We start from the raw sequence: 24,149 nt of genomic DNA, 5'->3' as shown, positions 1-24,149 counted from the left end.
GACTCGTTAGATGTGCAACAAGAAGGAGAGGATCACATGAAATTAGTTATGGCAATTGTTCAGGACAAGGATAGTAACCGTTTAGCAAATGAATTTATCGACGCGAATATTCGTGCAACGAAATTATCATCAACAGGCGGATTTCTGAAAGCAGGGAACAGCACCTTTATCATCGGGATCGAAGACGATCGAATAGATGAGGTACTAGAGCTGATCAAAAAGACCTGTCAATCACGCAACCAGTACGTTTCAACACCAATGACACTAGATGTTTCTTTGGACGGACAAGTTCCTTATCCAGTCGAAGTTGAAGTAGGCGGTGCGACTGTGTTTGTTCTACCAGTAGAAGGATTTCATCAATATTAGGAGGAAGCTATGGAGGAAGGCAAATTTTTAGCTGAATACCAACCTCTTGTCTACTCTCAAATGAAGAAAAATGTTGAGCATGAGCGTCTCGCTCATGCTTATCTTTTTGAAGGAGACAGCGGCACAGGAAAGCATGAAATGAGTATTTGGCTGGCAAAGCAGTTATTTTGTGAGGAAACGACCGATCATGAACCATGCAATCAGTGTATCAACTGTTTGCGGATCGATATGCAGGAGCATCCCAATGTACAGATGATCGCCCCTGACGGACAAACGATCAAGGTGGATCAGATTCGCCAACTGCAGGCAGAATTTTCGAAAAGTGGTTTTGAACAACGACAGCAGGTTTTTATTATTCAAGATGCTGAAAAAATGAACGTCAGTGCCGCCAACAGTCTATTGAAGTTTTTGGAAGAACCTGAAGGTAGTGTTCTAGCTATTCTTGAAACCAATGCCTTGGGACGAATTCTGCCAACGATCCAGTCACGCTGTCAGATTGTTCATTTCTCTCCTTTAGCTAAAGAAAGACTAATTGAAAAATTACGAAATGAAGGAATCACTCAGCAGACCGCGGAACTTCTAGCGAGTCTGACAAATAGTTATGATAAAGCAGTTGAAATCTCTCAGGATGAGTGGTTTAATGGTGCTAAGGATATCGTTTTACAATGGTTTGATCATTTAAAGAAAAAAGATCCTCAAGCATTTATTTTTGTACAAAAAAAACTGTTGCCGCTAGCAAAAGAAAAACAACAGCAGCGTCTGATTTTTAGCATGCTTTTGTTCTATTTCCAAAGAGAGCGCAACCAGTTTTTACAACAGGGCTTAGTGAAAGATTTGAATCAGGAACTAGAACTGATTCTTCAAGCACAACAGAAATTAGAGGCGAATGTTTCTTTTCAGGGAGTCGCAGAACAACTGGCACTCCGGATCATCGCATGAATCGAATCCAGAAGAAGGGAGGAGACACATGGTTAAAGTAGTGGGTGTTCGTTACCGACCAGCGGGACGAATCTATTATTTTTCTCCTGGTGAAACTGAATTTTTATATGATGACAAGGTCTTGGTGGAATCCCAGCAAGCCAAATATATAGCAACCGTCGCCATTCCAAACAAAGAAATGGACGCAGAAGATCTACCGGATGGGATCAAACCTGTTTTACACAAAGTGACAGCAAAAGAATTGAAGCAAGATGACAAAAACAAACAAGATGCCAAAGACGCTTTGCGTATCGGTAAGCAAAAAATCCGTGAACACAAGTTGGAAATGAAATTGGTCGCTGTGGAATATACGTTTGACCGCAGCAAAATGATCTTCCAGTTTACAGCGGATGGACGCATCGATTTTAGAGAATTGGTCAAAGACCTTGCGGGAATCTTCCGCACTCGAATCGAGTTGCGTCAGATTGGTGTCCGTGATGAAGCCAAGATCCTTGGTGGAATCGGTCCGTGCGGCAGACAGTTGTGTTGTTCGACTTTTTTAGGCGATTTTGTACCAGTATCGATCAAGATGGCCAAAGATCAAGGACTTTCATTGAATCCTGCGAAGATCTCTGGTTTGTGTGGACGTTTGATGTGCTGTCTAAATTATGAGAACGATGAATACGAAGCAGCTAAAAAAGAGCTGCCGGATTTTGGAACTGAGATTTTGACGCCAGACGGAAAAGGACGTGTGATCGGACTGAACTTATTGAGTCGTGTGATCAAAGTACGCTTGTTTGGCAAAGATACCCCTGTCGAATATGATTACGAAGAGCTCCAGGAAGCTGCCAAAGCAGGTGAAGCCGATGTCAATGGATAAACGTTCTCTATATGATGGTCTGAATGATTTTGAGAGCGATCTGCAACATCTCTTGGAGAAATTGGCGGAAATGAAAGATTCACTTCAAGAAGTCGTGGAAAAAAATGCGACACTTGAATTGGAAAATCAGCGTTTGCGTGAGCATATCCGTGAATTGAACCAAGTCACTGGTACACCTTCCGAAAAGGTCAAGCAAGAACTTTCTCAATCTCGGATGAATTTGGAAAAAATCTATGAGGAAGGCTTTCATGTTTGCTACGATCTTTATGGATCGAGACGGGAGCATGACGAACCTTGTGCCTTTTGTTTAGAAGTGATCTATCGAGAAAGCGGCAATTAGTGAAAAAGACTGGCATTTTTTGTGTCCAGTCTTTTTGTTAGGAGTGAACCAGATGAAGAAACAACGGAGTTTTAAAGAACAGACTGCGGGTGTGTTGTATCTTGTTCCGACCCCAATTGGTAATTTGGAGGACATGACCTTCCGTAGTGTGAAAATTCTACAGGAAGCAGATTTGATCGCCAGTGAAGATACGCGAAATACTCAGAAACTGTTGAACCATTTTGATATTTCTGTACCGCAAAAAAGTTTGCACGAGCACAATTACAAAGAACGAATTCCTCAATTGATCGCTGAACTAGAAGCAGGGAAGACGATCGCCCAGGTCAGCGATGCTGGAATGCCTTCCATCAGTGATCCAGGCCATGAGCTAGTAGAGGCCTGTATCGAAGCAGAGCTTTCAGTCATTGCTTTGCCAGGACCGACTGCTGGTCTAACCGCTTTGATCGCTTCCGGTCTGCCCCCTCAACCCAATTATTTCTATGGTTTTTTGGCGCGTAAGAAAAAAGAGCAGCTGCAGGAATTAGAGGAACTGAGATATCAAAAAGCAACGATGATCTTTTACGAATCCCCGTATCGCTTAGGTGCAACGATTCGAAATATGATCGAAATTTTTGGTTCGGAACGTCAGGCGGTCATCTGTCGAGAATTGACCAAAATCCATGAGGAGTATTTGAGAGGCAGTTTGCAGGAACTAAGTGACTACCTTGAAGAGCAAACGATCAAAGGAGAATGCTGTCTGATGGTTGCTGGAACAACGGAAGAGGCTCCGCAAGAAGAGATTGAAGGTAGCTTGATCGAACAAGTCGAAGCCTTACTAGAAGAAGGTATGAAGCCAAATACAGCAATCAAAGAAGTTGCTAAAAGAAACGGTTTGAAAAAACAAGAGGTCTACAAAGAATACCATGGATTGAGTGAGTAAAGTTGAATGTAAATTTTTACGCCAAGCGATGTTGATTGCTTGGTTTTTTTATTTTGAGGGCAGAAGTATATCCTGAAAGCGCTATTGTAGTAAGCAAGGGAGAACTTGCTTCTTGTAGAGTAAGCATGATACTATGACTTTAATAAAATTACGGATAAAAGTTGATAGATGGACAAGTATCAGATATTCAAGAGAAGTTTGTAAGGAGGTGGAAAAGTTGTTTGGCTTACACGAGGATATTCGATTGAAAAGGGATATTTTAGAGGTATTAGATACAGCATCGGATTTTTTAACCTATACAGAAATTAGAGATATATTGAAGTACCCTGCCTTTAATCGCGTCAAAAAAACCTGTAAAGAATTGCAAGCAGAATTTGATCGATTGTTTACCAAAGAGGAAGTAGAGTTTATTATAAAAATCTCTGAAGGCGTCAAAATCAATCGTTACAGTACGACGATTCATCGTTTAGTCGAGGATATGCTGGCAAAGGATTTTGTCTATGATCTTGTTGATAGACTCTTGAAACAACGTTGTCTCTCAACGGAGGAGTATCTAGAAAAAAATTACCTTTCAAGGTCGACACTGTATAATCGTATCAAAAAGCTCAATCATACCTTGGAACAGTTTGGTCTGCATATTTCTCTATCAAACCAGATTCGTTTAAAAGGAGAGGAAAGCTCTATTCGTATTTGTTCCTTTGTTTTGATTTTTCTTAGCCGTCGCAGATTAAGCAGAGCCTTCAACAAGGATGAAGTAAAAGTAATCCTTGAACAGACCCAAAAAATCGTGGGCTATTTAGACATTCCTGTCACCGAGAGTCAGCTACAGGTTCTGTCCATTTTTACCTTTGTGATACACTACAATGTAGTCAGAAATCCCTTGTCAGAAGAGGAGTCGTTTCGACAATATTCAAGGTATTTTTCTTATAAAGAAAAACCGGTATTTCTTGAGTCTTGGACATCGTTAGACTGGGAATTCTATCTCTATTTCATCTATGTTTCTAACTATTTGAATCCTATATATGATGAGAAGTTTATCCAATCTACCAAGTGTTTTTTTGAAGAAGAAGCTAGAGGCTGGATCGATCAATTTGAACACGACTTCTTTTATTTATCAGACTCTGACAAACAGAGAGCGAGTATCACTTTGGAGAAACAATTCCTTTTGCTACAGACAGTGATGCTTAATGAAGATGTGTTAGGTAACTTCAAGACATTTGATGAGCATCACGTAGCCCAAGTATTCTATGAACTCACGGAGCGTTTTCAGGTTTTTTGGACAGCAATTTCATCAAAATTGCCGCTTTACGAAATGTCTCCTTACTCACGAAACATCTCACTTTTGTTGATGTTTAGCTTAACGAATTTTAACTTTCTTTTGCCAGTGATTCGTCTCTACATTAATTCGGACGGTAACTATTTGCACCGTGAATATATGCAGTCTGTACTCAAGAAAAAACTGACTGATTTTGAGTTGATCTTTGTCAAAAAAATTGAGGAAGCAGATTTGATTATTAGTACATTCGATGAATTAACGCCACTGTCTCATCAGAAAACAATTATCGTTCGAGCGACTTTTCCTCCGAATGATGTAGAGGCGATCAGAGTGACCGCCAGCAAAATCGTAAGTAAAAATAGAAAGAGATCTGAACCAGATGGTCAAGAAGAAAAATAGAGACTTCAATCAAACTGTGACAAACATTCAGCCGGTGTTTTACCATATGAATGTTTGTCACAGTTTTTTTATCACTAAATAAGATGGAACGAGGTGCTGGGGAATTGTTTTTTGATTATTTGATCGATCTTATCCAGATCATCATTGGTCAATTGGACATTGATCCGTACGAAAGACTGAGGAGCATAGTCTTCAATTTCTAAAAAATCAATCGTACTAATGATCAGATCCGCTTCTTGGATCTCTTCGACAAATAATAGCTCATACTGATTAGAGAAAAAGAGCTGTAGCCGATTCTTGATATAATTGAAGTATAGGTCTGTCAAATCAGTGTAAAAATAAATCTTTCGTTTCGGAAGAAAGTCTTGCGGGGGGAGTAAGGAGAAGCACAGTAACAAACTGTTTATTTTGAAAGAATCGTCTGCTAATACAGTATTCCGTTGAGAAAATTCCTGCCAAAAATGAGCAAAATGGTTCATGTAATGAGGATAGGCATCGGTCAAGTAGTTTAAATCAACGACGGGAAACACTTCAGCCATTAGTTTGTTGACTGGGAAAATGAGTGTCGACAGGTATTTTTTGACTGCTTTTTCTTTTAGAAAAACGGCAAATCGTTGATCAAAAATAGTAAAATGTTTTTCAAATAAATCGATCCAGAGCTTTGTTTCAGCATCGATCAAGGTTGAATGAAAATGCTCGGTTTGGATAGGCAGATAGAAGCGAGAAAAATCATCCGTAAATATCACGAGTAGGAAAAATTCCCAGTCTTTTTTTGTCCAGTCAGGTAAAAATGCTGGTTTCTCAGGAAAGCTAAGCTGCCGAAAAAATTTTTTTTGATAGGGAAAAAAATAAATATGCTCCTCTTTTTCGATGGGAGATTGGTTGACACTAAAGAAAATCGCTAAGATCTCTCGTTGAGCTTCAAGTAGCTCCAATTTTAAATACTGACCGATTGCATCGATTATTTGTAGGGTATTGTCTTTTTGAAAAAGCCAAGGAATTTTAGAAAATTGTCGATGGACAACAAACAGAAACACGAAAGCAAAACTTCTGATCTTGGCTTCTGTACCTTGGATCTGAATGTTTTCTAAAAGAGAAATATGCAAATCATATGGATTCAAGTGAGTATTGAGTTCTTTGGTTTTTTCTTTCAGCTCCGAAACACTTATAAAATGTTTTTTACAAAAATCAATGGTCGACAGTTCTTCTCTTAAGAGGACCGAGCAATAAATAGTATAGGCTAGATCATGAGAGAAAAGATAGTCAAATACAGGCTGTAGCTGCGAGAGTGACTGGTGCTTTAGCTTGATTCCGCGAGCCCTGTTGATCGATAGTTCGATTTCACCTTGTGGATAACAGTGGGCAATGTCTTTTTGTAATTCTCTGCACAGTCTTTTGATAGATTCAACACTGGAAGCATTCAGCAGCTCCATTAATTTTTGAACAGAAATAAAATCAGAGCGATCCTCCAGAATGTATAACACTTGTTGCTTTGTCCATGTAGAAGCGTCTAATCCAAACATTTGATCCACCTCCGATGTAGTACTAGGTACTTTATTTGCCTAAGCATACCACAAAACAAATAGAATAGAAAAACAGGAGATGTTTTAAACTTCGAATTTCATGATGCTTCGAATTTAAGAGGATGTTTATGGTTATCTAAAGCCAGATCTTTTTTGATTTCTCAAACTTGAAGGGGAACGCTCGTTTGTATATAATAAAGGAGAGGTGAGAGCGATGACTGGGCTGCGGTTTCCATTAAAAAATGATCTATCCCGAAAAATTATTCATATTGACATGGATGCTTTTTTTGCTTCAGTCGAAGAACGAGACAATCCGGAGCTTGCCAAGCATCCGTTAGTGATTGCTCGTCATCCTAGTGATACTGGGGGCAGAGGAGTGGTCACAACAGCCAATTATTTGGCAAGAAAATACGGAATCCATTCGGCGATGAGTGCGCAAAAAGCGTATGAGCTTTGTCCTCATGCGGTCTTCGTTCCCGGCAATCATCAAAAATATCGGGAAATCTCACAAAAAGTGCGTGAAATTTTTCAACGTTATACAGAACTGATTGAACCTGTTTCGATTGATGAAGCGTATTTGGATGTAACAGAAAATAAGATCAACAGCAAATCTGCGATGAAAATCGCCAAGATGATTCAGCATGATATTTGGCAGGAGTTACAGCTGACTTGTTCAGCAGGAGTTAGCTACAATAAGTTTTTAGCGAAATTGGGTTCGGATTTTCAAAAACCTCGTGGCTTGACAGTGATCACACCAAATGAAGCTGTCTCATTTTTGAAAGCTTTGCCAATCGAAAAATTTCATGGGGTAGGCAAAAAAACCGTGCCTAGGATGCACGAATTAGGAATTTTTACTGGCGCAGACCTCTATGAAAAAAGTGAGATGGAGCTGATGCAGCACTTTGGAAAAATGGGCTACTCTCTTTATCGCAAAGTAAGAGGGATTCATAATTCACCTGTAAGTGTGACCAGAGAGAGAAAATCGGTCGGAAAAGAGCATACCTATGGTCATCCGCTAACAACGGAAGATGCCTGCTTGACACAGCTGAGAAGATTGTCAGAAGAAGTGGAAACTGCTTTGAAGCGGACGCAGAAGCATGGAAAAACCATTGTACTGAAAATCCGTTATGCCGATTATACGACAGTCACCAAGCGTGTGACATTAAGAGAATACATCCATAAAAAAGAAGCAATTTTCTCACAAGCTAGTTTGATTTGGGAAGAGATCATGGGTATTGAAAAAGGGATTCGTTTACTTGGCGTGACCGTCACCAATCTTGATCCACTGACCTACGAGAATATTGTTTTACCTTTATGGGAGACAGGTGATCCTTATCAAAGTAGTTAAGCCATGCTCGTCATAAAGCGTCAATAAATGAACAAATAAACCGCCCAAAAGAGTGTAATTGTACGCCTCTTTTGGGTGGTTTGCTAATTTCTATATTTACTTGGCAGTTCATCTGAACGATGTTGCGCTTAAATCAAGGTTTGTTTATCGATTTGTTCGTACTGTCTTTCGGTGTCTACGCATTTTTCCCAGATGATGGCCTGCCCGGCTTCCAGCGATTTGGGTACATCTAGAATCCGTTGGTTACTACTGCCCCGAAACTGAAGATTCAAGTTGCGTTTGCTTAATTCAAAACGTCCATCGACCAAAATATCGATCGTGTGAAGTAGCTCCAGCTTGTCTTCTGTTTCTAGCAATAATTCTTCAAAGGTATAACCGGACCAGCTCCAAATATCTTTTGTTTGTCCAAAGGTAGCTCGTACTCGACGAACCAGCTGGAGGCAAACTTCGGTATTGAGAAAAGGTTCACCGCCTAAAAGTGTCAGTCCTTGAACATAATCATGGCTGAGATCTTCGATGATCTGATCTTCCAGCTCTTGTGTGTAGGGGGTACCGTAGCGAAAATTTTGGATGGCTTTGTTAAAACAGCCCTCGCAAGCAAACAGACAGCCACTGACATAGAGACTGTTGCGAACTCCTTCGCCGTCTACAAACATAAAAGGTTTGTAGTCGGCGATTTTTTTGTGACTGTATTCCTCGCTTTGCCATTCTTGTGGACTTGGATTTCTCAAGAGAATCACTTCCTGTATTTATTTCATATGTTTGACCCGAGATGAGATCTCCTTGTGACGTCCATGGACCATTGGACGAGCTTGTGGATTACCTAAATAACCACATGTTCGTTTGACAACATCACAAGTTTTTGGATCGTGATTGCCACACTGTGGACATTCGAATCCTCGTTCTGTTGGGGTGAAATCTCCTTCGAATCCGCATCCATAACAGTGATCGATCGGTGTATTGGTTCCTAGATAGCCGACACGATCATAAGAGTAGTCCCAGACAGCTTCCAAGGCTTTTGGATTTTGCTGCAAAATCGGGTACTCGCAGTAATGGATGAATCCGCCACTACAGTAAGCAGGATAATCTTTTTCAAAGTCGAGCTTTTCAAAAGGTGTTGGATTCTTACGTACGTCATAGTGGAAACTGTTTGTATAGTAATCTTTATCAGTAATGTTCTCGACTAGACCGAACTTTTCAGTGTCTAGACGACAGAAGCGGTCGGTTAGACTTTCGCTTGGGGTAGAGTAAACACTAAAATGATAATCATACTGATTGGCCCAGTTGTCGGCATTCCTTTTCATCAAACGCAGGATAGCCATGGTGAATTCTTTCGCTTCAGGATCTTTTTCCCATTCGCCACCGTAAAAGGCAGCAGCGACTTCATAAAGACCGATGTATCCCAGAGAAATGGTTGCTCGGCGATGTTTGAAGAGTTCATCGACAGCATCTTGACGGTTCAAACGTTTCCCAAATGCACCATACATATAAAGGATTGGTGCGTTGGCTGGTGTTGCTTCCTTGCAGCGTTCCACTCGGTAAACCAAGGCGTCTTTGACGATCTCCAAACGATCCGCCAACAGATTCCAGAATTTTTCTTTCTTGCCTTCTGACTCCAAAGCGATCCGAGGAAGATTCAATGTTACGACTCCTAGATTCATCCGACCAGCATTGATTTCCTCACCCTGTTCATTTTTCCAGCCTTGTAGGAAGGAGCGACAGCCCATTGGCACCTTGAAGCTACCAGTCAGTTCAATGATCTTGTCGTAATTTAGAATATCTGGATACATCCGTTTAGTGGCACATTCCAGTGCTAGCTGTTTAATATCATAATTAGGGTCGCCTGCTTCTAAATTCAAGCCACGTTTGATGGTAAAGATCAATTTTGGAAAGATCGCTGTGCGGTGCTCACTGCCTAAGCCGTTGATCCGGTTTTGCAGGATCGCTTTTTGGATCTCACGTTCAAACCAATTGGTCCCCAATCCAAACCCTAGAGAGGTGAAAGGTGTTTGACCATTGGAAGTAAACAAGGTATTGATTTCGTACTCCAAACTTTGCATGGCATCGAAAATATCTTTCTTCGTTTTTTTGCGGGCAAAGGCTTCTTGGCGTTCCTGACCATCAATCCATTCTTTGGCATCTGCTAGATGCTTTTCATAATTACGTTTGGCAAAAGGTGCTAACAGCTCATCGATTCGGTCTGCCGAGCAGCCGCCGTATTGACTAGAAGCCACATTGGCAATGATCTGCGAGATTTGAGCCGTAGCTGTTTGAATCGAACGAGGAGCTTCCACTTCGGCGTTGCCCATTTTGAAGCCTTCGTTCAACATTTTCTTAAAATCAATCAGACAGCAATTAGTCATCGGAGCATAAGGATGATAGTCCAGATCATGATAATGGATATCTCCTTTTTGATGGGCATTGGCTACATGTGGAGGCAGCATCTTCAGACCAATCGACTTGCCGACGATCCCTGCAGTCAAGTCACGTTGTGTATTAAAGACGTTACTGTCTTTGTTAGCATTCTCATTGACGACCGTCTGATCTTTTTGCATCAGTTTCTCGATCGTAAAGTTGATATCAGTTGCTTGACTGCGCGCAAAATCACGTTGTGTGCGGTAACGAATATATTCCTCCGCCAAAGCATATTCATGATGTTGCAATAGAATGTGTTCTACGATGTTTTGGATCTCATAGATCTTGATGTTGTCAGAAAAACGATCAGAGATCTCCTGGTTGACTTTTTCCACGATGGTTGACAACAAACTATAGTCAAGCGGGGACAATTCTCCTTGTATTTGAATTTTTGCTTTTGCTAATGCGTCATAAATTTTCTGGTCATCAAAATCAACGGTTCGTCCATCACGTTTGATGATTTTGATAAGTGTCAATTTTGAAGAAAGAAAAGATTGTTCATCTTTTATCTTAGGCTCCATCATTATGATCTCCTCCTTGCGTTTAATCCTATTTATCATAAACTAAAAAATAGACTTTTTCAACTACATATAGTGAGTAAATATTTTATATACACTATATATAGTAATTATTCATCGATTAGTTTCGTGGAGATCTGTATTTTATCAAAGTTTGCGATTGTTTTTCTTTACACAAAATGTATAAAAATTTTTGTTTTTGAGAGATCGTTTGTTTTTAGTGAAAGCTAAAAAAATATGCTAAGATACTAGAGAGAAAAGAGGCGAGGATAAATGGTAAAAATAATCGATGTGAAGCATCTGACTAAAGCTTATGGGACACATTTGAATCAAACAAAAGTCTTGGACAACCTGTCTTTTAGTGTAGACAAAGGCGAATTTGTTGGCATCATGGGTCCAAGTGGTGCCGGGAAAACAACCTTGATGAACATTCTGTCTTCCATTAGCCTGCCAACGATGGGCTCTGTTTACATTGGTGGACAGGACATCACTCGTTTGAAAGAAAAAGAACTGAGTGATTTTCGCCGAAAGAAAATTGGTTTTATTTTTCAAGATTTTAATTTGTTGGATACATTGACAACAAAAGATAATATTTTATTGCCTTTGGCGATCGACAAGCTACCGATTGAAGAAATGGAGAACCGTGTCAAACGAGTCGCTGAGCTATTAGGTATCTCTTATCTGATGGATCGCTATCCCGATGAGCTGTCAGTAGGGCAGAAACAGCGAGTTGCTGCTGGACGAGCGATGGTTGTTCAGCCGGAAGTGATTTTTGCCGATGAGCCGACAGGGTCGCTGGATTCCAAATCTGCTGCTGAGCTGCTACGCTATTTGGCAGAGCTTAATCTGCATCAGGAAACGACGATCCTGATGGTGACCCATGATCCCTTCACGGCAAGCTATTGCAATCGGATCTTGTTTATCAAAGATGGCGTTTTTTTCGCCGAGGTCGTTCGGCGAGGCTCACGCAAAGAATTCTTTGAGCAGGTCATCGACATGCAGGCGACGATTGGGGGAGGCGGTCGAACCAATGCTTTTTAAAATCATTTGGCGAAGTTTTTTACGTCAAACACGCAATTATATCGTTTATTTTTTATGTATGATGACGTCAGTGATGATTTTTTATTCCTTCAGTGCCATGACCTATGATCAGCCTTTGACTCGCCGAGCGAGGCAAGATATCCAGATCGAGGGAGTACTGACATTAGGAAACATTGTTGTAGCAGTCGTCATTCTGATCTTTATGCTGAGTGCAAATCAGTTTTTCGTCCAGCAACGCCAGAAGGAAATCGGGTTGTACCAGCTTTTTGGCTTGAGAAAATCACGGATCTTGTATCAATTTCTCGTTGAAGCAGTGGTCTTGAATATTGTGTCACTGATCGTGGGGATCTTGATGGGCATGGTCTTCTCTAAATTTTTTGCCATGATTTTGATCAAAGCGATGGCACTGGATATCAATAGCCGCTTTTTCATTTCCTGGCCGTCGATCGTGACAACGGTTGTGATGTTTTTGATTGCTTTGGGTTTTATCTCTGTTCAAAACATGCTACTGATCTGGCAGAAGCAGCTGATCGAATTGTTCACACAGAAAAATGATTTTTCTAGTCGTCGTTTACGCATGCACTGGTCAGCCTATTTTACTGCAGGTTTAAGTATTCTGTTGATTGGTACTGGCTATTATATTGCAGTAAATTTCAATGAAGTATTAGGCAAATATATTCAAGAGACTGGTGATTCATCCGCTTTTTTATGGATTCCCTTGTTGATCTTTGCCTTATGTGTCTTTGGCACCTACTTGTTTTTTGGTCAAGGGCTTCAAGTATTGCTATTTTTAATAGGAAAGTGGCGGAAGTATAGCTATCGTCAGTTACGCTTCTTTGTTTTGAATGATACGCGGAAACTATTGCAAAAAAGCTGGCGTACACTGTCTTTGATCTCAGTGATCGTCGGGATCGCCATTTCCATGATCGGTGGGGCGCTGGGTGTTTTTGCCGTCACCTTTCGCATGATGGAATTGAACTACCCCGTTGATTTTCAGGTTACAAGCGAATCTGCCTATCGTTTGGAGCAGCTGATCCAAAGAAATGGGGGCACTCTTTCTCAGAAGCTGGTTTTACCCCTCAAAGTAACTGGAGCACAGGCACTTCGTCGCAATGAATTGGCGGAACAGGAATTTTACTCAGACATCAGTGTGGTAGATATTCTTTCAGAAAAAGAATACCAACGGCTGCGCCATATTCTGCCGGAAAGTCCAGAGGTAGCTATCCAGGATTCTAACGGAGCGGTACTGTTCAATCCGATGTACAGCTTGAACAACGAGCTAGTCTCTTATCAAAAAAAGATCTCTTTGACGAAGGATCTTGAGCTTGATGTGGAACAATCTTATCCAGATTTTATTGGCGATAATTTGCTGCGTTACGGGACGCTTTTACTGGTCGTCAAAGAAGAGATTTACGAACAGATCGAGGGACTAGATTATCAAATCGTCTACATGAATGCACACGGTTATAATCAGGAAAGATTCCAGCAAAATTATGTCACACAGTTTCCAACAGAGTGGGGCAACGAGATCTCTTATCATTATGTATACCAGAATGGGCAGCTCCACGGAGAGCTCGAAACTTCGTTATCTGAGGAAAACAAGCAGCTAGAAGATTGGCATAGTATATCCCGTTTGAATCAAAGTAGCCGTTATCCCAACGTCCGTTCTGCTCGTCGACAAGGAGGAATCTTCCTATATGTAGCGCTTTTTGTCGGGATGATCGTCTTGATCACAACTGCTAGTTCCTTGATGGTTAGGCAATTTTTCCAGGCGGGTCGAGAAAAGAAGAAGTATCAGCTATTGCAGCAAATGGGGATTCCGAAGCAAAACCTACATCGTACCGTTTATCGGCAAAACGCCTGGATCTTTTTCCCACCCATGTTGATTGCGATCAGTCATGGAAGTTTTGCGATTTATATGCTAACACAGTTGGTTCAAGATACGAGTTACTGGATCGCCTATCTGTTTTGCTTTATTACCCTTTTTATATTTACAGCTGCCTATTTTTTGACAACTACCTTTTATTTGAGGATCGTTGAGGAGAAGTAAAACCGGTCACTGATCGGTTTTTTTTCTGTGTTTTTTAAGTCAGAATGGTATACTTAATAGGTAATTCAGAATTGAAGGAGCGTTTGTCTATGTTAGAAAAAAATGAAGAGCAGCTACTGATTGATCTGACTTCTGCTCGGGGAGTCCCAGGAAACGAAGAAGAAGTTCGCGAGGTTTTCAAAAAATATGCCAAAGAACATGCGGAGGATGTCTTTTTCGATGGCTTGGGGAGCGTAATTGCCAAGCATTCAGGTGAAGGCGGTGGTCCGAAAGTCTTTATTTCTGGTCATATGGATGAAGTAGGCTTCATGGTAACGAAAATTACTGAAAAAGGTTTTATTGAATTTCAGACACTCGGTGGTTGGTGGGGCCAAGTAATGTTGGCGCAGCAAGTGGAGATCAAAACCCAAGCTGAAAAAATCATCCATGGTGTAATAGGTTCGAAACCCCCACATGTGTTGAGCATGGAAGCCCGCAAAAAACCCTACGATGTCAAAGAGATGTTTATAGATATCGGTGCTTCTAGTGAAGAAGAAGCCAAGTCTTGGGGGATTCGTCCGGGAGACATGATAACACCTTATATTGAATACAAACGCATGAATGACAGCAAATTTTTGTTAGCAAAAGCGTGGGATAACCGTATTGGGACAGCTGTCTCTTTACGTGTGTTGGAGAACCTATCTAAAGAAGGGCATCCCAATTGTTTATTTGCCGGCAGTGATGTGATGGAAGAAGTTGGTTTGCGCGGTGCCCGCACCAGTACACACTTAGTCAACCCAGATATTGCGATCGCTTTAGATACAGGAACGGCAGGGGACACCCCAGGTATGACACCCAAAGAAGCCGATTCGGTATTAGGTAAAGGACCACAAGTCTTGATTTTTGATGCATCGATGATCCCGCATAAAAAATTGTTGAATTTCGTGATCCAAGTAGCAGAAGAATTGGCAATTCCTTTCCAATATACAGTGATCACTGGTGGTGGAACAGATGCCGGACAAATGCACTTGACTCGTGACGGTGTACCATCAGTAGCCATCACAGTTCCTGTGCGCTACTTACATTCACACACCTCGATCATTCATGAAGACGATTACCTCAATACGGTAAAATTAGTCACGGAAGTCGTGCGTCGTCTAGACGATGAAACAGTCAAAGAACTAAAAAGTTATTAAAAGAAGACCTTGTCATTTTCTCTATAAGATGACGAGCAACCTGATGAAATCGGTTTTAAATAGATTTCATCAGGTTTTTTTCATTATTCCAGGAATTGCTGTCCTTTAGAATTGATTTGAGAGAGGTATTGAAAAATGTCCTTATTGAGAGAAAACGCCAAGCATCTCCTTGGCTACTGACATATCAAGCAAAAAAATCCGATAATTGTGTTAACATTATATTTACATAAACGTTACGAAATTCACCTGAGGATTTCTATAATAACGTCAACAACTATACTATAATAAAAAATGATTGTGCTTATTGAGACAGTTTGGAGGAAAATCAATGAAAGAAACTACCCACTACGGCATTATCGATATTGGTTCTAACACAGTACGTCTAGTCGTTTATCAAATACAACCACAAATGGTTTATAACGAAGTGCAAAATGTGAAATTACCGATTCGTCTCTATCAATATTTAAATGATGAAAATGAACTTAGCCAAGAAGGAATTGATAAGTTGATTGAAGTCATGGAAGTCTATAAAAAAATTACAGCTCATTATCAATTGGAGAAGCTGATTGCTACAGCAACGGCAGTGATCCGCCAATCAAAAAACAATAAAAAGATTCTTTCTGATGTTAAGAAGGCAACAGGGATCTCTTTAAGATTATTATCAGAAGAAGAGGAAGCCTTTTACGGGCAGTATGCCATCGCTAGGACGACAGCCTTTACTGAAGGTTATACCGTTGACATGGGCGGTGGAAGCACAGAAATTACTTATTTCAAAGACAATCAGATCGCTCATAGTCACAGCTTTCCTTTTGGTGTAGTGACACTGAAAAACCTGTTTTTCAACGAGAGTTTTCCTGAAAAAGAAGCGACGTTGAAGCAAGTACGAAAGTATGTCAAAGAGCAATTTGACACGCTGTCTTGGCTGCGTGAAAGAAATATTCCCATCATTGCGATCGGTGGAAGTTCTCGAAATATTGCCAGCGTTCATGAACAAATGACGGATTTTCCGGTAGTCGGTATTCATCAATATGAAATGAAACAAAAAGATTTGAAGGAAACCCTCGATTTGTTTACCTCACTCTCTTTAGAAGAATTGCAATCTTTAGATGGCCTTAGCAAGGATCGTGCCGATATCATCATTCCTGCAAACATCACTTTTATGGCTTTAATGGAACAGGTCGAAGCCAAGAAATTTATCTTCTGCAACAAAGGGTTGCGTGAAGGGCTATTGATGGAGGAGATCAATCACCGTTTTCCTCAGGCCTTCACTACCACGAATATTGCGGAAACCAGTGTCCAAAGATTTGTTGAGACCTATCAGATGGATGTTTCTCGCTCAAACAAAAGAATTGAATTGATGCGTCTGTTTGTCAATGAATTACAGGAAAAGCAATTTCTGACAGAAGACAAAGAGAAATTGCTTTCTTATCTAACCTTTGGGGCGCAACTCTATCTGATCGGGTCAGCGATCGAAGAGGATGACAGTCCCTTCCATTCTTTTTATCTGTTAGCGAATAGTAATTTGAATGGTTTTACCCATAAGCAGCGAATCGCCTTGGCCTTGTTGGCAAGCTATAAAAACAAATCCTTTTTTAAGCTTTTGTCTAAACCTTTTAAAAAATGGTTTACAGAGGAAGAATTAAATCTACTGCGACGGGCAGGAGGTTTAACGAAATTTATGGAAGCTCTGAATGCTACCAGTGTCAATGATGTCTTGTCTTTTTCGTTAGTTGAGAAGTCGAACAAATATGTTTTAGTGATCGAATGGTCGTTTGATCCCTTAGCTGAAACCTATCGTGGAAATCGTCAAAAAAAACATTTAGAAAATGTGTTGCAAAAAAAAGTTGTGCTTGATTTTAAAATAAAGTAAAAATTAGGGAGTCGTTCATATGGAAATATCGGATTTGACTAATTTAAATTACTATCATCGAGATTTAAGTTGGTTACTATTCAATCGAAGAGTGATCCATGAGGCTAAAGACGCCAGTAATTCATTATTAGAACAATTACGATTTTTGGCGATCGCCAGTAGTAATTTGGACGAATTTTTTATGGTTCGAGTACCAAGTATCCAGAGCGTCGCGCGTTTAAAACCAGATTCAAAGGATCGGCGAACGGGTTGGACCAAAAAAGAAGTTCTATTAAAGCTGTATGAAATGAATTTGAACAATACACGCTTGCAATATCAATATTATGATGCACTTATCGAAAAATTAGAGGAACAGCTATATTTTATTCAAGATGTTGAGGAGCTTCAAAGTGAAGATCGTCAGGAAGTCGCTGATTTTTTTCATGAATTGCTGCTTCCAGCAATTACACACATCGGATTAGACGTCTACCATGCTTTTCCAAAAATTGTTGAAAAGAGTATCCATCTCTTTGTCAAATTACGTCAGGGAGAGGACGTTAGACAAGCGATCGTTCCTTTGCCGCCTTTGTTTAAGAGACTCCATCAGTTATCGAATCCACAAACCTATGTCTACTTAGAGCAAATCATTGCTTACCACTTGTCAGACATTTTTGTTGGTTGGGAAATAGAGCATTCCTTCTTTTTCAGGATCACCTATGATAAAGATCTAGAATTTCAAGAAGACGCAGATGAAGAGCTGTTCCTTCAGATGGAAGAGTATGTGATCGAACGTAACAAGGGATTGGCGTCTCGCTTAGAAATCAGTGGAGAATGGTCAGCGACAATTGAAGAAAGTGTACTTTATCTGGCGGAGAAACTTCAATTAGAATCTTATGATCTGTATTGGGTGCCAGGACCACTGGATTTGACTTTTCTGTTTCCTGTAGTTGATGAGCTAGCTGAAAAGCTGCCAGAACTGATTTTCCCAAACTATAAAGGAAATCCTCATAAAGAATTGCAAGGTGAGGCGCTGTTTCGTAAGATCGAGCAGGAGGATTTGCTGCTACAGCATCCTTACGATTCTTTTGAAGTCGTCCTCCGCTTGTTAGAGGCGGCAGCAGAAGATCCAAATACGATTGCTATCAAGCAAACCTTGTATCGCATGGCGCCAAATTCCAGAGTCATTGCTGCCCTTAAAAAAGCCGCGATGAAAGGGAAACAAGTGACGGTGCTAGTCGAGTTGAAGGCCCGCTTTGATGAGGAGAATAACTTGCATTGGGTTCAGGAGCTGGAGCAGGCCGGCTGTTATGTCAGCTACGGCTTACAGCATTTAAAAACCCATTGTAAAGCACTTCTGATCGTTAAGAAAGAAAAAAATCAGATCAAACAATATGCCCATTTTGGTACAGGAAATTACAATGAAAAATCGGCAAAATTATATACGGATATCAGTTTCTTTACGGCAAAAAATGAGTATGTAGAAGACATCACCGTTTTCTTCAATTTTTTAAGTGGCTATCGTTCGGTTCCTGAATACCAACAAATCTCCGTTTCGCCTAATGGAATTCGCGAGATGCTACTGGAAAACATTCAAGCAGTCATGGATCATTTTCAGGAAACAAAGACTGGAGAGATCTGCTTTAAGATCAATTCATTGACCGACACAGTGATTATAGACAAACTTTATGAAGCGAGCCAAATCGGGATCCCTATTTATTTGATCGTTCGTGGAGCATGTTGTCTGAAACCGGGAGTTGCTAATTTGAGTGAAACCATTCAAGTCACGAGTATCGTTGGACGATTTTTAGAACATAGTCGGATCTATGCTTTTTCTTTTGGTGACGAAAAGGAGTCCAAAGTATGGATTTCTTCGGCAGATGCGATGACTAGAAATATGCTGCATCGAATTGAGATCGCCACACCAGTTACCGGATCGACTAGAGATGAATTAGAGACTATTCTAGAGACCTTTAAAAAGGATCAAAAGAAAGCTTATTATCTAGAAGAAAACGGACTCTATAAACGTCACTTAGAGGGAAATGATTTTTCTGCACAGGATTTTTTCATGGAAAACAGCGTATCTTTGACGGTCGTCTCTAAAGAATCCTCGAAGGAAGGCTTTTTAGCAAAAATTCGCCAGTTATGGCAACATCATTGATCGACATATGCAATCAAACAGCTATCCAACAGTCCTTGTGTCTGTTTCGGTACTGTTCGATTTTTTAATAGAATTGTTGTATTGTCGCAGCTAGCTTTCAGTAGAACATTGTTCTTTCTATAAATTTATTTGCCAAAAGAGTATGCCAAGCGATACACTAGAAGTAGTCATTTATATAGAGTCGAATCTTTGCAGAAACTTATAAGGAGGAACGTTTTATGAAATTAACAGTCATTGGTTGCTTAGGAGGCTATCCTTACAAAGGACAAGGAACGACAAGTTTTTTGTTACAATCAGAAGGGTTTAATTTACTATTGGATGCAGGGAGTGGAAGCTTGATCCAGTTGGAAAATGAGATCAGTCCTTTGGCATTAGACGCCGTCATCCTAAGTCATTACCATCCGGATCATATTGCAGATGTTGGTGTGCTCCAACATTACTGGCAGCTATTCCCTAAGACAGAAGAACGTCCTGTTTTACCAATTTATGGTCATGGAGAGGATCAGGAGAATTTTGCCCGTTTGTCCTTGCCGAATGTTTCCGAGGGGCATGATTACTTGGGAGTAGAACAGTTGAATTTGGGTCCGTTTTCTGTTACATTTATGAAAACGATCCATCCTGTTGTTTGTTATGCGATGCGGTTTGTAGAGAATAGTACAGGTAAAATATTTGTATTCACTGGTGACTCTGGATATTTAGAAACCTTTGTTGATTTTGCCAGAGATGCGGATTTATTTTTAGCAGACACCTATCTGTTTGCGGGAAATGAAAAGCACATTGCTCATTTTACGTCTAAAGAAGCGGGGGAAATCTCTCGTGAAGCTGGCGTTAAAAAATTGGTGCTGACACATTTGCCACAGCAGGGAGATTTGGAGCAATTACGTTTGGAAGCGAGTCAAGCAGCCAAAGATGAATTGCCTGTCGAATTAGCAGCAATTGGGAAGACGTTTGAGATTTGATGATAAATATAACTATACAGGAGGATACTTTCCATGATTTTTGTACCCAATGATTTAAGAGACCCTCGAGTAAACTTAGCGATCGAAACATTTTTGCTACAAGAAATGAATGTCGATGAACCGATCTTACTTTTTTACATCAATGAACCATCGATCATTATTGGTCGTAACCAAAATACGATCGAAGAGATCAACAAGGAATACGTGGATGAAAAAGGAATCCATGTCGTTCGTCGCTTTAGCGGTGGTGGAGCTGTCTATCACGACGAAGGAAATTTGAACTTTAGCTTTATTATGCCAGATGATGGCAATTCCTTCCGTGATTTTGAGAAAGTGACCAAGCCGATCGTTCAGGCACTACACGATTTAGGCGTTGAAGGGGCACAATTAAAAGGTCGTAACGATTTGGTGATCGATGACATGAAATTCTCTGGCAATGCGATGTACGCAACTAATGGCCGGATGTTTGCCCACGGTACGATCATGTTTGACAGTGACGTCAATGAAGTTGTAAACTCCCTGAAGGTTCGTAAGGATAAAATCGAATCAAAAGGGATCAAATCGATTCGTTCTCGCGTGACCAATATCAAACCTTTCCTGCTAGCAGAAAATCAAGACATGACAACCGTCGAATTTAGCCAAGAAATTTTGTTGAAAATTTTTGGAGTTGACTCTGTAAACGAGATTGAAACTTATACTTTGACTGAGCAGGATTGGGAAAAAGTCAAAGTAATCTCTGAAAACTATTATGCTAACTGGGATTGGAATTATGGCAAATCTCCGGCTTTTGATATCGAACGCCGTAAACGATTCCCAATCGGTTCAATCGAGGTGCGTTTGAACGTTACTGAAGGAAAAATTACCGATGCTAAAATTTACGGAGACTTCTTTGGATTGGGCGAGATCAAAGATGTTGAAACAGCCTTGATGGGTACAAAATACGAAAGAAATGCCTTGAAAGAAGTCGTTGACGCTATTGATGTGAAGAAATATTTTGGCAATATCGAAAACGACGAGCTGTTTGACCTGATCTATTAATTAAAAATCAAGCTGAAAAAGGAGAAGCATTGATCGATAGGATCGATGCTTCTCCTTTGTGTTAGATTTTAGTTTTTTTGGTGTTTTTCTTTTTCCAATAAATGACTGTCACTACGGCAACGATCAGGATGCCAATCAGATAGAAGATATTACTGGCTAGGAAGATCCCCAGTTGAACAAAGAAATTTTGCCAGCCAAGAAGCTGTTTTTGCCAGTTGTTTTTGATTTTGGTAAAAGCAGATTCGCTTTTTTCAGCTTCCTGAATCTCTGTGATCTCATTAAAAGTCAAGGTAAAGGTCGTAAAATCGACTTGATTATCGATCCCTCTATTTTCTCTGGATAGTTGTTCTCTTTCTGTCCGAATCCGGGTCAACTGTTCTTGAATCTGCAGGGCTTCTTCTACAGTACCACTTTTTTCCAACATAGATAAGAGGGCGTCTTCTTCCGCTTGTAGTGCGCTGATCCGACTTTCATTATCGCTATAGGCTAGCGAGTGGTTGGTTGAAGAAAGATTTTCGCTAAGTGTATGGCCAAGCGGTTTGAGCTCTTCCAGAAAGGCAGTGGTTTGATCTGCTGGAATCCGCAGTATAAAGGTCGCGTAGCGGTTGCCTGACGAGTAGTAAGGTGTTTCGATCGAAGAATTTTCGATATAACCACCTAGCTTCATTGTGAGCTGTTGGATTTTTTCGGTGTCGGCATCAAAATCAGTCGTTTCTTTGTCGATCATATAAAAGTAAGACGTTTTGTCAGAAGCGATGCTTGTATTTGCCGGTTCTTCGACGGAGTCTGCTTCCGTAAAAGGTACTTGACCTTCTGTGGCTGCCTCCTGATAATTTTTTTGGTCCAGTGCATAGTCACTAGCAGCATCGTTGGTGAGAAATGCCATCTCGCTGCTAGTCTCAGTGCTAGCATCTCGAAAGTAGCCTAACAGTTGGGAAGCACTCATAGTGATAATCAACAAAATCGCAGCAGCAATGATTCCCCTCCGATAGACAGGACGTTGAAAGAAGTGTCGGATTTTTTTCGAAAAAGATGTTTTATTCGTGCGTGGTTGATCTTGCAACGCTGTATCGATCGCTTGCTTTATTTTTTCTTCTGGAAGCTCAATATTTTCCCATTGAGTTTGCCATTCTTTATTTACTTTCATCTGATCCATCCTCCTCAAGATAGTCTTTTAAAAGAATTCTTGCTTCACGAAGTTTGTATTTGACGGTTCCCAGCGGTTCGTTGAAAACTAGACTGATCTCTTTTAGCTTTTTCCCATAAAAATAGTGTAGAATAGTGATTTCCTGTAAATGCTGGGGTAATAGCTGAATTGCGGTGTAGATGTCTAAGTGATCTTCAGCAGAAAGCGGCTCATTGATCGCTGCTTCTTGAACGGCTTCTAGATCACTATGGGGTCTGCGTCGTTTCAAAAAATCCAGTGCAGTCCAAATAACGATCCGGATCATCCAAGTAGTGAAGTATTCAGGTTGCTTGAGCGTCGGTATCTTATTGAGAATTTTGATGACTGCTTCTTGAACGATATCCAACGCGTCGGCTTCATTTTTTACATAGATAAAGGCAGTTTTGTATAATTGTGGATAGCTGTCTGCTAACAATTGCTCCAAGGAGAGCCGATCACCAGCGATCGCTTGTAAGACGAGAGTTTTTTTCACTGTTTACGCATCCTTTCTTTTGAAGGAGTTCTATTGATTAGACGACGGAGGATGGAAAAAGGTTGGGAAAAAGTATTTTATTTTTTGCAAAGAAGGATAGTTTGTATTACCGTATAATAGAAGAGAAGAAAATTCAAGAGAGAACCTAGAAAGGAGCAGGATTCTATGAAGTTAGACAATCGCGAGGTGCTACCGATCGGTTTGGGTACTTGGCATATGGGTGATCAGCTAGCAAAGCGTAACCAAGAGATCGCTGCTTTGCGTACAGGAATTGAACAGGGAGCGCAAGTCATTGATACAGCGGAAATGTATGGGAAAGGGAATGCGGAACGTTTAGTTGGTGAAGCGATCCAACCCTATCAGAGAGAGGAACTGTACTTGATCTCGAAAGTTTATCCATGGAACGCTTCAACGAAACAATTACCCATCAGTTTAGAGAACAGTCTGAAACGTTTGCAGACCGATTATTTAGACATGTATTTGTTACACTGGACCGGTAATATTCCTTTGAAAGAAACCGTTGCAGCGATGGAGCAAGCTAGGAAAGCGGGTCTGATCCGTTCTTGGGGCGTGTCCAATTTTGATGTTTCCGATATGGAGGAGCTGCTGGATCTTCCAGATGGTCGTTATTGCCAGTCGAATCAGGTCTTGTATAATTTAGGAGAACGTGGCATCGAGTTTGATTTGCTTCCTTATATGCGAGAAAAGCACATCCCTTTGATTGCGTACTCGCCAATTGCCCAAGGGGATAGCTTGGGAGATGGATTGACCCAACAAAAACTCCTGCAGGAAATCGCGACTGCCCATCAGGCAAGCGTGTTTCAAATTTTGCTTGCGTGGTGCATCCGTGACGGACATACATTGGCGATCCCACAGTCAAGCGACCAAGAACATACCATCAGCAATATCAAAGCAGCTGAAATTCAATTAACAAAAGAAGAAATCACTTTGATCGACAAAATCTATCCAACACCAACCCACAAACAACGCTTAGCCGTTTTATAGAAGAAAGAAAACTTTCAATCAATGATTAGATTGGAAGTTTTTTGCTGTGAATCACAGCGACTCACCGACCAGAGGGAGAGCGAGAGCTGCTGATGAACAGTACTAGGCGAACGAAGAGAGAGTAGTAACCGACGTTTCGAATCACAGCGACTCGCCGACCAGGGAGGAGAAATTTTTAGAGGCACAACATTTTTTTATTTCTTGTTCCTACTTTAAGTTTACTTTAAGCAAGACCTTGTATTGTAAAAACAGTACTAAAAGACAGTACGACTCAAATGAGGAATTGATACAGGAAAGAAGCCTCATTCAAAAGA

The 24,149-nt window shown here is 40.6% G+C and carries 20 protein-coding genes; 15 read left to right on the top strand and 5 right to left on the bottom strand.

Going from position 1 to position 24,149, the window contains the following annotated elements; all coding sequences use genetic code 11:
• Positions 1-36 precede the first annotated feature (36 nt).
• The 6 genes from ACWODM_RS02850 to ACWODM_RS02825 all read left to right on the top strand — a co-directional run bounded on the left by ACWODM_RS02850 (position 37) and on the right by ACWODM_RS02825 (position 5,098).
• The gene (locus tag ACWODM_RS02850) at positions 37-366 is read left to right on the top strand and encodes a cyclic-di-AMP receptor (RefSeq protein ID WP_455319857.1); all 330 of its coding nucleotides are present in this window, start codon (positions 37-39) and stop codon (positions 364-366) included.
• Between the two features lie 9 nt (positions 367-375).
• The gene (gene holB, locus ACWODM_RS02845) at positions 376-1,305 is read left to right on the top strand and encodes a DNA polymerase III subunit delta' (RefSeq protein ID WP_455319856.1); all 930 of its coding nucleotides are present in this window, start codon (positions 376-378) and stop codon (positions 1,303-1,305) included.
• A gap of 28 nt (positions 1,306-1,333) precedes the next feature.
• Complete coding sequence (locus ACWODM_RS02840) at positions 1,334-2,164, top strand: PSP1 domain-containing protein (RefSeq protein ID WP_455319855.1); 831 nt, start codon at positions 1,334-1,336, stop codon at positions 2,162-2,164.
• Entirely contained in the window at positions 2,157-2,504 is a 348-nt protein-coding gene (locus ACWODM_RS02835; RefSeq protein WP_455319963.1) for a DNA replication initiation control protein YabA, read from the top strand. The genes ACWODM_RS02840 and ACWODM_RS02835 overlap by 8 nt, the downstream gene beginning before the upstream one ends.
• A gap of 52 nt (positions 2,505-2,556) precedes the next feature.
• A complete protein-coding gene (rsmI, locus tag ACWODM_RS02830; protein ID WP_455319854.1) occupies positions 2,557-3,423 on the top strand; it encodes a 16S rRNA (cytidine(1402)-2'-O)-methyltransferase in 867 nt (288 codons plus the stop codon).
• Between the two features lie 217 nt (positions 3,424-3,640).
• A complete protein-coding gene (locus ACWODM_RS02825) occupies positions 3,641-5,098 on the top strand; it encodes a helix-turn-helix domain-containing protein (RefSeq protein ID WP_455319853.1) in 1,458 nt (485 codons plus the stop codon).
• 74 nt (positions 5,099-5,172) lie between these two features.
• On the opposite strand, the gene ACWODM_RS02820 is transcribed toward ACWODM_RS02825, so the two are convergent.
• Positions 5,173-6,621, bottom strand: coding sequence for a helix-turn-helix domain-containing protein (locus ACWODM_RS02820; protein ID WP_455319852.1), 1,449 nt, complete (start codon positions 6,619-6,621; stop codon positions 5,173-5,175).
• A 214-nt stretch (positions 6,622-6,835) separates the two neighbouring features.
• Between ACWODM_RS02820 and dinB the strand changes: the two genes are divergently transcribed.
• A complete protein-coding gene (gene dinB / locus ACWODM_RS02815; RefSeq protein WP_455319851.1) occupies positions 6,836-7,969 on the top strand; it encodes a DNA polymerase IV in 1,134 nt (377 codons plus the stop codon).
• Positions 7,970-8,097: 128 nt separating this feature from the next.
• On the opposite strand, the gene nrdG is transcribed toward dinB, so the two are convergent.
• Both nrdG and nrdD read right to left on the bottom strand, forming a co-directional pair.
• The gene (gene nrdG, locus ACWODM_RS02810; protein ID WP_455319850.1) at positions 8,098-8,700 is read right to left on the bottom strand and encodes an anaerobic ribonucleoside-triphosphate reductase activating protein; all 603 of its coding nucleotides are present in this window, start codon (positions 8,698-8,700) and stop codon (positions 8,098-8,100) included.
• 18 nt (positions 8,701-8,718) lie between these two features.
• Positions 8,719-10,908, bottom strand: coding sequence for an anaerobic ribonucleoside-triphosphate reductase (gene nrdD / locus ACWODM_RS02805; protein WP_455319849.1), 2,190 nt, complete (start codon positions 10,906-10,908; stop codon positions 8,719-8,721).
• Positions 10,909-11,175: 267 nt separating this feature from the next.
• Here nrdD and ACWODM_RS02800 point away from each other — a divergent pair, with 267 nt between their 5' ends.
• The 7 genes from ACWODM_RS02800 to ACWODM_RS02770 all read left to right on the top strand — a co-directional run bounded on the left by ACWODM_RS02800 (position 11,176) and on the right by ACWODM_RS02770 (position 21,172).
• Complete coding sequence (locus tag ACWODM_RS02800) at positions 11,176-11,943, top strand: ABC transporter ATP-binding protein (protein ID WP_455319848.1); 768 nt, start codon at positions 11,176-11,178, stop codon at positions 11,941-11,943.
• On the top strand, positions 11,933-13,993 hold the full coding sequence (locus ACWODM_RS02795) for an FtsX-like permease family protein (protein WP_455319847.1): 2,061 nt from the start codon (positions 11,933-11,935) through the stop codon (positions 13,991-13,993). The genes ACWODM_RS02800 and ACWODM_RS02795 overlap by 11 nt, the downstream gene beginning before the upstream one ends.
• An 89-nt stretch (positions 13,994-14,082) precedes the next feature.
• The gene (locus ACWODM_RS02790; protein ID WP_455319846.1) at positions 14,083-15,168 is read left to right on the top strand and encodes a M42 family metallopeptidase; all 1,086 of its coding nucleotides are present in this window, start codon (positions 14,083-14,085) and stop codon (positions 15,166-15,168) included.
• Positions 15,169-15,496: 328 nt separating this feature from the next.
• Positions 15,497-17,038, top strand: a complete 1,542-nt coding sequence (locus tag ACWODM_RS02785) for a Ppx/GppA phosphatase family protein (protein WP_455319845.1) — start codon at positions 15,497-15,499, stop codon at positions 17,036-17,038.
• Positions 17,039-17,057: 19 nt separating this feature from the next.
• Positions 17,058-19,175 carry a polyphosphate kinase 1 gene (ppk1, locus tag ACWODM_RS02780; protein WP_455319844.1) on the top strand — a complete coding sequence of 706 codons (2,118 nt, stop codon included), beginning with the start codon at positions 17,058-17,060 and terminating at the stop codon, positions 19,173-19,175.
• A gap of 218 nt (positions 19,176-19,393) precedes the next feature.
• Positions 19,394-20,134: an MBL fold metallo-hydrolase gene (locus ACWODM_RS02775; protein ID WP_455319843.1), complete on the top strand. Its 741-nt coding sequence runs from the start codon at positions 19,394-19,396 to the stop codon at positions 20,132-20,134.
• A gap of 33 nt (positions 20,135-20,167) precedes the next feature.
• Positions 20,168-21,172, top strand: coding sequence for a lipoate--protein ligase (locus tag ACWODM_RS02770; protein WP_455319842.1), 1,005 nt, complete (start codon positions 20,168-20,170; stop codon positions 21,170-21,172).
• 61 nt (positions 21,173-21,233) lie between these two features.
• On the opposite strand, the gene ACWODM_RS02765 is transcribed toward ACWODM_RS02770, so the two are convergent.
• Positions 21,234-22,319, bottom strand: coding sequence for a DUF4349 domain-containing protein (locus ACWODM_RS02765; RefSeq protein ID WP_455319841.1), 1,086 nt, complete (start codon positions 22,317-22,319; stop codon positions 21,234-21,236).
• Positions 22,306-22,830, bottom strand: a complete 525-nt coding sequence (locus ACWODM_RS02760; protein WP_455319840.1) for a sigma-70 family RNA polymerase sigma factor — start codon at positions 22,828-22,830, stop codon at positions 22,306-22,308. The genes ACWODM_RS02765 and ACWODM_RS02760 overlap by 14 nt, the downstream gene beginning before the upstream one ends.
• A 165-nt stretch (positions 22,831-22,995) precedes the next feature.
• On the opposite strand from ACWODM_RS02760, the gene ACWODM_RS02755 reads away from it, so the two are divergent.
• Positions 22,996-23,835, top strand: a complete 840-nt coding sequence (locus ACWODM_RS02755; RefSeq protein ID WP_455319839.1) for an aldo/keto reductase — start codon at positions 22,996-22,998, stop codon at positions 23,833-23,835.
• Positions 23,836-24,149: the final 314 nt, after the last annotated feature.

The sequence above is a fragment of the Enterococcus olivae genome, assembly GCF_053760925.1.
This window is presented reverse-complemented; position numbering and strand designations above follow the sequence as displayed.

Excerpts from the sequence above, each read along its gene's own strand:
- ACWODM_RS02790 (WP_455319846.1), top strand. The coding sequence starts at position 14,083 with ATGTTAGAAAAAAATGAAGAGCAGCTACTGATTGATCTGACTTCTGCT.
- ACWODM_RS02785 (WP_455319845.1), top strand. The coding sequence starts at position 15,497 with ATGAAAGAAACTACCCACTACGGCATTATCGATATTGGTTCTAACACA.
- ACWODM_RS02770 (WP_455319842.1), top strand. The coding sequence starts at position 20,168 with ATGATTTTTGTACCCAATGATTTAAGAGACCCTCGAGTAAACTTAGCG.
- dinB (WP_455319851.1), top strand. The coding sequence starts at position 6,836 with ATGACTGGGCTGCGGTTTCCATTAAAAAATGATCTATCCCGAAAAATT.
- ACWODM_RS02835 (WP_455319963.1), top strand. The coding sequence starts at position 2,157 with ATGGATAAACGTTCTCTATATGATGGTCTGAATGATTTTGAGAGCGAT.
- ACWODM_RS02795 (WP_455319847.1), top strand. The coding sequence starts at position 11,933 with ATGCTTTTTAAAATCATTTGGCGAAGTTTTTTACGTCAAACACGCAAT.
- ACWODM_RS02840 (WP_455319855.1), top strand. The coding sequence starts at position 1,334 with ATGGTTAAAGTAGTGGGTGTTCGTTACCGACCAGCGGGACGAATCTAT.
- rsmI (WP_455319854.1), top strand. The coding sequence starts at position 2,557 with ATGAAGAAACAACGGAGTTTTAAAGAACAGACTGCGGGTGTGTTGTAT.
- ACWODM_RS02765 (WP_455319841.1), bottom strand. The coding sequence starts at position 22,319 with ATGAAAGTAAATAAAGAATGGCAAACTCAATGGGAAAATATTGAGCTT.
- ACWODM_RS02800 (WP_455319848.1), top strand. The coding sequence starts at position 11,176 with ATGGTAAAAATAATCGATGTGAAGCATCTGACTAAAGCTTATGGGACA.
- nrdD (WP_455319849.1), bottom strand. The coding sequence starts at position 10,908 with ATGATGGAGCCTAAGATAAAAGATGAACAATCTTTTCTTTCTTCAAAA.
- ACWODM_RS02775 (WP_455319843.1), top strand. The coding sequence starts at position 19,394 with ATGAAATTAACAGTCATTGGTTGCTTAGGAGGCTATCCTTACAAAGGA.
- ACWODM_RS02820 (WP_455319852.1), bottom strand. The coding sequence starts at position 6,621 with ATGTTTGGATTAGACGCTTCTACATGGACAAAGCAACAAGTGTTATAC.
- ACWODM_RS02755 (WP_455319839.1), top strand. The coding sequence starts at position 22,996 with ATGAAGTTAGACAATCGCGAGGTGCTACCGATCGGTTTGGGTACTTGG.
- ACWODM_RS02850 (WP_455319857.1), top strand. The coding sequence starts at position 37 with ATGAAATTAGTTATGGCAATTGTTCAGGACAAGGATAGTAACCGTTTA.
- ppk1 (WP_455319844.1), top strand. The coding sequence starts at position 17,058 with ATGGAAATATCGGATTTGACTAATTTAAATTACTATCATCGAGATTTA.
- holB (WP_455319856.1), top strand. The coding sequence starts at position 376 with ATGGAGGAAGGCAAATTTTTAGCTGAATACCAACCTCTTGTCTACTCT.